The following is a 10362-nucleotide window of genomic DNA, read 5'->3' as shown; positions in this document are numbered from 1 at the left end:
TTATAGAGTCAACTATCCAATGGCATCGAACCCGGTCAATCACACGCGATGCGTTTCATGGGAAAATCGATTTTTTTCATTTTGCCGTTACTCATGCCTTCAATGGCTGCGGCAAGCGAACCATCCTCGGCAAGACGATAGATGATGCGTTGCGGGAAATCGTGCTCGGGATTTTCGAAGACGGCTTCCTGTTTGCCGTGCTTAATCAGCTTGAATGAAGCTTCGGCCTGTCCGGAGGGTTTTGCGATGTAATAAATCTCGCCCTCTTGTTCGCGAATTTGCAGGAATTCAAACGCCACGGTTTTTCCGTTCACGACCGTACGGCTCATGCCGAGCAGCGTCTGTCCGGAAGGTTTCATCCATTGTTCGGAATATTCGCGTTTGGCTGTGCTGCCATCCCAGCAGCCCGCAAGCCAGGCCAGATCCGCTACTGTTGGTTTTGTGTCTTGCATCATAACACTCAGCAACAGCATGCAAACGCCGGCAAACGAATAATGTTTTTTTGACATTGTGCCTCTCCTGATAGTGATGGAAATGAATACAAGTTATTTCCACAATATCAAGAAATATTACGCAGTTGTATTGTAAAAATCCGACAGGCGATTTTTGCGGGTGAAGTATTCTGACATTTCATGCGCTTCACTGAAATACATTGCAGGTGTTTGCCCGGAGAACGCTTTAAAATCATGAATAAAATGCGCCTGATCGAAGTAACCGCATTCCGCTGCAATAAAACTCCAAGGCAAGGGACGATGACGCGCCGCCGCCTTGAAAACTTTTTGTAAGCGCAAAATACGGCAAAAAAACTTGGGGGAAAGCCCGACACGTTCCTGAAATTTGCGTTCGAGTTGGCGGCTGCTGAGCTGGAGCTTTTTTTGCAGCCGGTCAATCGCGACGAGTCCGTCGCGGGCGATGATTGTGTTGATGGCGCCTTCTATTGTTTTGTCACCGTCCTGACGGCGGTCCAGGCGTGCGAGCAAAGCCTTTTCCGCCAGTCTAATGCGTTCTTGCGTGCTGTGCGCGAGATGAATTTTCTCGGCCAACTCCCGGCTGAAACGATTCCAAACAAGATCAAGGTCGATGATTTTGTCCGTCATTTCCGCTAGCGGGAAATGAGTAAAAACATACGCGCCTGCCGGTCGAAAGCGGATGCCAAAAAGCTGGACCTCACCTGTCGGCTCAATCATGGCGAAGCGCCGCATCTGTCCGACAAAGAGGCTTTGCGGTTGCACCTCGATCGTGTTTTTGCAATGATAACGCTTGAATGACGCGGCGAGATTGAAAACTATCTCGGTACAGCCATCCGGCAAAATTCTTTCAGGCGATAAGAGTGAAGGTGTGCTGCGGCTTTGCAGCGTCCAAAAACATTCGAGATAATTTGAGAGCGCTGGAGTTGGCGGGATAACGCGATAGTGCATGCGAGAATCTCGATGGGATTGATGATCGTTTAACGGTTAAGTGGAGGAAATCGTCCATCAGTTTTTTTTAAGCATTCGATTTGCGGAGTCGAAGCGAAAAACTGAAAAGTTTGATTTATTCCATTGCAGAGAATTTAATTGGCGCCCAACGTTTCGAGATAATTGAGCACCGCCAACGCCTCGTCGCCGCCTTTTTTGGCATGATGCAAAAACGTCAGGCCGTGCGGCCCTTTTGAATGAATCAACTCGGGATAAGCCGCAAGCATGGCTTTGACAATGTCCAACTTCCCCAGCATGGTTGCGACGAAGATATCCATGCGGCTGCCCTTGGAGAGAAGAAACTCGGCGATGTCTCTCTGACCCATGTGACCGGCGCCGCCGAGCGCGGTTTCAAAATCTCCGCCGCCCCAATCCCACGAGGCGTTGAGCAACCCTGGTTCTTGCGCCAACAACTCTTTGGTGCGATCCAAATTGCCGTGACCGGCAATGACGAATTCTTTTACCAGCTCTGACGGTAAAGCAGGCGGCCGCTTCTGTTGCGGCATTCCGGTGAAAGAAATTTTGGGAAACAATACTGTGCTTGCTGTTCCTGCCGTTGACAGGTGAAGAAATCGACGTCGCGAAAATAATGAGGGGTGCATAAGATTATTCCAGGGTTGAGTTAGTGTTATGGTTTGCCAGTTTTGATGCAACGTTTTGTTGAATCTTGTTGGTATTATAGCTCTTGAAATGCCGAAGCGTGAACCCCGGCGACGTAGCCCTGAGCAAAGGTTTTAACGATTGAGGGCGGCGTCAACACACGGACAATACAATCGGCTGGCCGTGACTCGACTCGCCGATAGCCTTCCGGATTCCACGCCAGCAAAGCTTCCTCCCACCAAAGGTACGGCTGATGATCGTGGAACGCCACAAAGCTTCCATTTGGCAAAGCTGCAAGTAATTCTTGTTGAGTTATTTTTTGTGCTGTCGTGGTGATCCGTTCGCCATGCAGAGCCTCGTCGATTTCACCTGCAGTGGGCGCCGATTTATCCGTTAGATCAGGATTGGCGCTGGCCCAAAGTGTGCGGAACAATTCGAAACGCGAGCGCGAGCATTCGGCGCAGGGGCGATGCCCGGCAGCAAGCGCCGTGGCCTCGTCAAGAAAAAATAATTCGGTATAGTGGCCGGGCGTCATGATGGCGCGATGGCGATCTTTGAATTGCAATACACATGTGATCCAACGCTTGCCGCGATGGTGGCGAACAACTTGTTGCCGCGAATTGTGCAAACAACCACGATTGCCCATCAACGTTCCGCGCGCTGGCGTTGCGATAAGCTCACCGTAAGGTGTTACGCGGTTTTGTTTCGGCATGAACACTCTCGAAGAGGTTTGTTTGCCCTTCTCGACTTTCAAATTTCAACAGCCATTCTTTGCGCCATAACCCGCCGCCATAGCCAATCAAGCTGCCATTGGAGCCGATCACGCGATGGCACGGTACGACGATACAAACGGGATTTTTGCCGTTCGCGCCTCCCACGGCGCGAATGCTTTTGCGATCACCGAGCGCAAGTGCAATGTCCAAATACGAAACGGTTTTGCCGAAAGGGATGGTCATTAGCGCTTGCCAGACGCGTTTCTGAAAACTGGTGCCGTGCAAATCCAGCGTAAGCTTGAACTCGTTACGTTGACCCTTGAAGTATTCGTCGAGTTGCTGGACGCAATCTTGCAAACATGCCGGCACAACGGTTGATCTTTCCTCGCGATCAACAAAGAGAAGGGAAGAGAGCCCGCCGTCGCTGCCGGTGATTTCGATTACCCCGATAGGCGAATGATAGTCGCAAGTAAATGTTTCAATCATAGCGACTGTATCCGATTGCGTATCTTGTTGCAATGCCGTTGCACGTTTTCAAATCATCTGTTTCGCTGATTCTATCTCAGCCCGTATTCTGCGACAGCTCTAATTGCGACGAGATCCTCCTGGCTTTCGCGCTGGTGCCAGAGTTGCACGAGTCCGGTTCCTTCCGAGCCGCCGTAATTTTTTACCCAAGCCGAGGCGCGTCCGGTTTCATCTTGCGCCAAAACGGTTGTCACTTGATCCGGTTCGACGGCAAAGCCTCCAACCCACCAATCGCGCACCAATCCCCATTTTACCCCCTCGGTTGTTACGGTCGATTGATACCAGCCGCCCACGCCAATCGCGCTGTTGCCGGGATAATGCACACCGAGGATGCGTTCGGGAATGGTGAAATCGAGAGCAGTCACGTGATCGGTTTTGGGATCACGCTTATAGGCCAATGGCGGCGGCCCGAGCCAAATCACCTTGCCGCCGGCATTGAGATATTGCCGCAATAACGCGGCTTCCGTCGAATCATTGAGCACCGTTGCCGGCACGCGATGCGCAGCAAATATGACGACGCTCCGCGTTTTTCCGGCGATGCCGTCTTGCATGAATTGTGCGAGTGTTTCGGCATTCAATTGTTCATAGCCTGCGCTCACAAAATAATCACGAATCTGCTCATCAACGCTAAATTTGAACCAGTCGAAGCCTTTGCTTGCCTCCCAAAACACGGCGCGGCGTGTTGGTTGTGCAGGCGATTTGGGGGAATCTATGCCTGTCAACGCATAGAGATATCCGTCGTCGCTGCCAATATAAACCACGCCCGCGCTCACCATCGGCGAAGAGAAAATACGATCTTTGGTTTTGAAGCGCGATATTTCCGTTCCCTTGCGATTATCCAGCGCAAAGACGTGCCCGCCGCCATCGCCGAAATAAATGAGCGAGTCACAAATCGCCGGCGACGTCCAGACGGTTTCTGTCGCATTGAACCGCCATTTTTCTTTTCCCGTAGTCAAGTCCAGCGCGTGTGCAAAACTGCCATCGGAGGTGCCCGTGAAAATCGTTTCGTTGAAGATCGCCGGCGAGGAAATCACCCAGGAGATTTCGTAGTCACGCTTCCATTTCTCTTCTCCGGATTGGCGATCAAGAGTATAAAGAAAGCCATCGCGCCCGCCAAACGCAACGACATTGCCGCTAATCGCCGGTGAAGAAATGAGGGCGCAGCGATCAAAACCGAATTCTGCCGGATTGAATTTTGTGCTCTCGGAGGTATATCGCCATTTCAGGTTTCCTGTGGCGCTATCAAGCGCATAGAAATATCCCTGGGTGTCGCCGAAGTAAATGACGTTATCGGCCATTGCCGGTGAACTGCGCACGCGACTTTGGGCATTGAATTTCCACGTTACATTCCCGCTCGCGATGTCCAGGGCGTAGAGATGTCCGTCGCCGCTGCCGAAATAGACGACACCTTGCGCGACGAGCGGTGATGAGACATAATAATCGAAGCCCCAATTGTAAGGCAGGAGTTCGCCGGTCTGATACTTCAGCAACTGATTTCCCGTCAGCGCATCGACACCATAAAGACATTCATCCCGGCTGGTGAAATAAACAACGCCGCCGGCAACTGCCGGCGAGGAATGCAACGCGCCGCCGGTTTTGTAGCGCCATTTTTCCCGGCCGCTGTGCAGATCGACGGCATACAGATGGTTATCGCCGCTGCCGAAATAAACAATATCGCCGGATATTGCGGCTGAAGAGCGAACTGGGCCCTGAGTTTGAAATGCCCACTTCACGTCGTCGAATCATGCGACCGCTTTTGTCTCGTAGATTCCCGTGTGCCGGGCATCACCGCGAAGCATGGCCTCCGGGAAATTCGCGTTCTGTTGCGCAGGCTGGCCGCACGCAATCAACAATATCAAGATTGCGCTGCATCCTAGTCATGACATTATCTTTCTTCAAATTTTCTGTTTTCTCAACCTTTCCAGTTTTGCTTCAGCGCTTTGACGAATCAGCCGGCTAAAATTTTCGTCGAGTGCTGTGTTTTCCTGCAGCAGCGCCAGCGCCTTTTCTGAAGCTTGCACCGCTCTTGCCGTGTCACCGACGGCCTCATAGGCGTCGCCGAGACTGTCATAGACGTTTGGGGAGCCGGGGTGATTTTCCGTGTTGATCGTCAGAACTTCCAGCGCTGCTTCGTTTCTTTGCTCTTGCAGAAGTTGGTAGCCCATGGCATTGATGCCGCCTTCCTGCATGATCCAATGATAATTGGGATGGCCGCTGAATTTTGCCCGCGCTCTCCGGTATTGCGCCATGGCGCTGTCGCTTTGTCCGCGCATCAGCATATCATAAAAAGTCGTTGCCGTAAGCACGGATTCCGGCGTCTCTCCTGTCTTGGCGGCAAGATTACTTTTTAAAAAATCCAGCGTCTGTTTGATGATTTCCCGGGAGCGATCATTGTCATCGACAATATCGAACGCATGCTGGCCTTCGAGATAGTTGATATACTGAAGATTGAAGTCGTTGGTGAGCGCATAGCGAACGAATTCATCAATCGCCTGATTCAGGTCGAGGGCGTCTTGTCCGGCGCGCACGACAAAGAGCGGCAGGGTTTGACGAAAGACACTCAATTCGGTTATCCCGTAATAGACCACCGCACAGCGAATGTATGAACGGTTTCCCTGCATGGCCAGGCGCAGCCCAACTGAAACATTGCCGGAGCACGTCCAGATGCCGATGCGGTTTTCGTCGATTTGCAGCGAACTTGCATTGCTGCGGATATGGTTGATCAAATCATCGGTGTCTTCGAAGGCAGCGCCCTGCCGGCTTTGGTAATTCACCGCAATCATCCCCGAAAGCGCCGTGAGCTTTGCCCAATCCTGATAAACGCGCCATTGCGGAATCTGCATTGCGCCGACGCCATTGTTGAAAATCACCAGCGGCAGCTTTTGTGATTTTTCGAGGGTGGGCGGATAATAGACATCCATCTTTAATGCAACGCCATCAATCGTTTTGTAGGTGAGATCTTTTTTGACGATCACCTTGTCCATGCCGGGAAGCTGATAAACCACCGGCATCTCGGTCACGGACTGCGCCGGGGATTTTTCCGCCAGGCCTGCGCTACACAACAGTGTGGCAACAACAAGACGTGACATCGTGAAGCAATAGCGTGTGAAGTGCATGAGGGTTCTCCTTTCTTGATCTGCTTTGCTGAAAATATCCAGAGCAAAATTGTTTATCATCGTAAGCGCTGCTCCGCCAACCGATCCGCTGCTTCCGAAGTGGCAATGCCTTGCTGCTGCGCCAGCGCGAAAATATCCAGCGCGGTGTCATAAATGGCATTCACTTTTTTCAACGCCTGCGCCGGTTCCCAGTCGAGCATCTCGATGCAACCGTTAATGATGCCGCCGGCATTGGTGACATAATCGGGCACATAGAGAATACCGCGTTCCTGCAGAGCTGCGCCATGCTGGGCTTCACGCAATTGATTATTGGCGGCGCCGGCAATGATTTCGGCCTGGAGTCGTGGAATCGTTTCATCATTGAGAACTGCACCGAGAGCACACGGCGCGAAAATATCAGCAGCGACGTGGTAAATTGTCTCTGGCTTCACCGCGGTCGCGCCGAATTCGTTCACGACGCGCTGCACGCGCTCGGCGGAGAGGTCCGTCACAATCAGCTTGGCGCCGGCTTCGTGCAGCTCTTTCGCGAGACAATACCCGACATTGCCGCAACCTTGCAGCGCAACGGTTTTGCCGGAGAGATTTTCGGAATGCCAACGATAGTGCGCCGCGGCTTGCATGGCGCGAAACACGCCGTGCGCCGTCCACGGTGAGGGATCGCCCGAGCGTGCGGCGAGGCCGGCAACGTATTTGGTTTCCAAACGCACGATGTCCATGTCCAGCGTGCTCGTGCCGACATCTTCCGCAGTAATGTAGCGGCCGCCGAGCGTTTCCACAAAACGTCCGTGCACGCGAAACAGTCTTTCGCGGTCCACGGTTTTGCCGTCGCCGATAATCACCGCCTTGCCGCCGCCAAAAGGCAAACCTGCAAGCGCGGATTTATACGTCATACCGCGCGACAAACGCAGCGCATCGATGAAGGCTTCTTCGTCGCTGGCATACGGCCACAACCTGGTGCCGCCAACCGCCGGGCCGAGCCTGGTGCTGTGAATGGCGATGAGGGCGCGATAGCCGGCAGCTTCATCGCAGCAGAGCATCACCTGCTCGTGCCCCATGGATTCCATTATTTCGAAGGCTTTCATGTTGGAATGATATTGTGTTTTGCAGTCGAATTTTGCTAATCCAGCAACCCGGAAAGCCAGTGCATCACATTCAGCAAGAAACGATAATTCTGCGGCGCATTCGGGGAGTTCATTCCCACCGGTGTGCGATTGGCACCGGCGAGCTGCGCGGAGAACATCGCGGCCTCGCCGAACACGGCGACGCGGCCTTTGCCAAATTTCAGCGTTGCGCCTTGCAGCCAGCCTGTCGCCGGGAGACGCGGCGTTTCGGCGGTGAACTGCCACGCCGTTTGGGGCAGCAGTAACCGCTGCGATGAATCGAGCACGAGCAACGATTGGGCGCTGCCATCCACTTGGAATGCGGATCCGGTAAACGTCATCAGCGAATCGATGCGCTCGTCGCGTGTTCTGCCGTTAATAATGGGATGCTCGGCGAGCGCGCCATTCGACCGGCGAAAAACAAAGAGCGCGCCTTGAGATTGTTCGGCGAACATTGCAAAGCAATTGCTGAAACGAATGCCGAAGGCCGCGCCGAGTTTTTCTGCCGCGCCGGCAAACGGCATGTGATCCGCGATCAGCAACAACGCGCCGCCTTCGCGTACCCATTCGCGCACGGCTGCGATTTCATCATCAGCAAAAGCGGAGGGATTGGGCAGCGTCCAACTCGCCTGATTCACCTCGGCCAAAGCATTGGCGATGACGAGTATTTTCCCTTTGCCCAAGCTTTCTTTGGTGAAGCGCGAAGCCGAGGCGTACACGACATAGCCATCACGGCGCAGCAATTGCGCAAAGGATAGATAACGCCCGGTCGCGGTGTGGAAATTGAAATGTGCTTCATCCAGCATAACGACCGGGCCGCTGCCAGTCGGATAGGCGGGTTTTGCAATGGGAGGATTGAATGTGGTGTCGGCAACTTGTTGCGCCCGACCCGCAGCGAGCAAAATGAGAAGGAAAAAGCAAAACAAACGTTGGGTCATAAAAGATACTCGGTGAATGATTTCAAAGTAATGCATTGTAATCCTGCCTCAATGCCGTTTCCTTGGGCGATATTTCGTAGTCCCGGCCCCTTGTGGGCCGATGAACGTGAAACATTTTCAGTGCCCCACAAGGGGGGCAGGGCTACAAAAGAAACCGCATCGAGTCCCACTACCTTGTGGGGCGTTGCTGGAACCGCAAAATTCGTGGCTTCGACAGCCGCGCACAAGGGGCGGGGACTACAAATATCTTTTACTTTATTGTGGCGCGGCGTCGGAATCATGAAAAGCCACGCGCTGCCAGCGGCCCTCTCGTTTCACCCAGACGTTGGTGAAGCGCAAATTCATTTTCCATTCCTTGCCATCGCGAAAGCCGTTAGTCGTGTTTAACCCCGTCACGACGGCGGTGTTGCCATAAACTCGAATGCGAAGATCATCATTGCGATACGTATCGATCTTCACTTTTCCGGATTTCAAATCCTGGTGGCGGGTTTTGGCGAAAGCCAGCCAGCGCGTTTTATCAAGCACGCCGCCGTTGACATTGGTGTGAACGTAATCATCTGCGAGCAGACTGCGAAGAACGACGGTATCGGCCTTCACAAATGCATCGGAGAACTGCGAGAAAGCATCGCGGATTTCCTGCTCGTTCTGTGAATGCTCATCTGGTGCCTGACTGCGCATTTGCGCGAGGCCGCAAGAGTACGGCACGAACGCAATAAAAGCAAACAAGGCGATTCTTTTCATCTTTCAAAACTATGCTTGTTCAAAATTCCTCATAGCCTGCTTTCTGAAGCGTTGCTTTAAATTCCGCACGCGTCGCGACACGGCTATGGTGCGCATCGATGATTTGCTCGAAATCGGTTATCCCCAGGGCTTTGAGCTTTTGGGCAAATTCAATGGTGATGGGCATGGCGGCATTCACCTCTTTACCCGTGTAAGGGATGAAAAAGATATCCGCCTGCCACAGAATTTTTTGTTTCGGCAAATAGGCAATCACCAACTCTTCGGAATGCGCGTTGGGGCCGACGTTGTACAGCTCAACAGCTTGCTCGCCGTCGGTGATCACTTTTTTATCCGCGAACGTTTCGATTACCGGCTCTTTTGGAGACGAAAAAAATGGATCCGGCCTGATCGCTTGTTTGATCTTCGCGAGCTTTTTGTAAAACTCAACATGAGCGGGCGTTGTAATGAGCGTTGCGCCAGCATGAAAATAAGCTCGCGCGCCGCCGGCATGATCGCCGTGCGTGTGACTGGAAGCAACATACTTGATCGCTTTGTCGGGAATCATTTCGCGCACGGCATCGATTGTGGATTGCGACATAAAAAAATTGCCGGGGCAATCCATGACGAAGATGAAATCCTTGAATTCGACGATCATGATGCCGCCCATGTCCTGGTCAATATAAACGCCGTCGCCGATTTTTTTGATGCGCGTGTAACTTTCATTCGCATTGTCTTTCGGCATCTCATAACCTGCGGGAACCTCGAAGAGATTTTCATCCACCGGAGAATTGACGCTGATCTTCAAAGCCAATTCTCTCGCGATTTCGCCGTTGAAATAGTCCGTGCGTTTGGTTGGCAATTTCACGCCGTTGAAATCTTGATAATCGGCGAAACGAATGAAGTCGGTGACGTCGCCGTAAACGCCCTCATCGCGCACCGTTTCATAGCCTTCGAGCAGATGGGTCGTGGCATCGAAAATCAATACCGGAACAGTTTTATCCGGTTGCACAAAACTGATGGCATCGAAGGTGCGGCCGTCTTTTTGATAACTATCGATCCAGCGCAAGCTGGTGTTGTTTTCCGCAGCCTGCAATAACAAAAGCGGCGGCATCCATCTCGTGCTGGCGGCCCAGGGCCAGTCCGTTTCCTGGCCGGATAATTTCATCACCTCGTTGCCGTGGTGATTTCTGTAC

11 protein-coding genes are annotated in these 10362 nt (G+C 52.7%); all 11 read right to left on the bottom strand.

The annotated features are described in order from the left end of the window. Positions 1-35: 35 nt before the first annotated feature. Positions 36-509: a hypothetical protein gene (locus FBQ85_19885; GenBank protein ID MDL1877395.1), complete on the bottom strand. Its 474-nt coding sequence runs from the start codon at positions 507-509 to the stop codon at positions 36-38. Between the two features lie 60 nt (positions 510-569). After that, positions 570-1418, bottom strand: coding sequence for a helix-turn-helix domain-containing protein (locus FBQ85_19880; GenBank protein MDL1877394.1), 849 nt, complete (start codon positions 1416-1418; stop codon positions 570-572). Positions 1419-1552: 134 nt separating this feature from the next. Then, positions 1553-1963 (bottom strand): ankyrin repeat domain-containing protein, encoded by a 411-nt coding sequence (locus FBQ85_19875; protein ID MDL1877393.1) that lies wholly within the window; start codon positions 1961-1963, stop codon positions 1553-1555. Positions 1964-2133: 170 nt separating this feature from the next. Further along, on the bottom strand, positions 2134-2769 hold the full coding sequence (locus FBQ85_19870) for a hypothetical protein (protein MDL1877392.1): 636 nt from the start codon (positions 2767-2769) through the stop codon (positions 2134-2136). Next, entirely contained in the window at positions 2735-3256 is a 522-nt protein-coding gene (locus FBQ85_19865) for a methylated-DNA--[protein]-cysteine S-methyltransferase (protein MDL1877391.1), read from the bottom strand. Before FBQ85_19865 ends, FBQ85_19870 begins: the two co-directional genes overlap by 35 nt. Positions 3257-3327: 71 nt before the next feature. Continuing rightward, on the bottom strand, positions 3328-5028 hold the full coding sequence (locus FBQ85_19860) for a hypothetical protein (protein ID MDL1877390.1): 1701 nt from the start codon (positions 5026-5028) through the stop codon (positions 3328-3330). A gap of 162 nt (positions 5029-5190) precedes the next feature. Then, the gene (locus tag FBQ85_19855; protein ID MDL1877389.1) at positions 5191-6411 is read right to left on the bottom strand and encodes a hypothetical protein; all 1221 of its coding nucleotides are present in this window, start codon (positions 6409-6411) and stop codon (positions 5191-5193) included. Between the two features lie 56 nt (positions 6412-6467). Further along, positions 6468-7493: a Glu/Leu/Phe/Val dehydrogenase gene (locus FBQ85_19850; protein MDL1877388.1), complete on the bottom strand. Its 1026-nt coding sequence runs from the start codon at positions 7491-7493 to the stop codon at positions 6468-6470. A 35-nt stretch (positions 7494-7528) separates the two neighbouring features. Beyond that, the gene (locus FBQ85_19845; GenBank protein MDL1877387.1) at positions 7529-8449 is read right to left on the bottom strand and encodes a DUF4350 domain-containing protein; all 921 of its coding nucleotides are present in this window, start codon (positions 8447-8449) and stop codon (positions 7529-7531) included. Between the two features lie 255 nt (positions 8450-8704). Beyond that, positions 8705-9190, bottom strand: a complete 486-nt coding sequence (locus tag FBQ85_19840; GenBank protein ID MDL1877386.1) for a nuclear transport factor 2 family protein — start codon at positions 9188-9190, stop codon at positions 8705-8707. A gap of 19 nt (positions 9191-9209) precedes the next feature. Next, on the bottom strand, positions 9210-10334 hold the full coding sequence (locus FBQ85_19835; protein MDL1877385.1) for a hypothetical protein: 1125 nt from the start codon (positions 10332-10334) through the stop codon (positions 9210-9212). Between the last annotated feature and the right edge of the window lie 28 nt (positions 10335-10362).

This window comes from Cytophagia bacterium CHB2, from assembly GCA_030263535.1.
In the GTDB taxonomy this organism is placed as follows: domain Bacteria; phylum Zhuqueibacterota; class Zhuqueibacteria; order Zhuqueibacterales; family Zhuqueibacteraceae; genus Coneutiohabitans.
The sequence above is the reverse complement of the archived record's forward strand: the minus strand, read 5'-3'. Positions and strand labels throughout refer to the sequence as shown.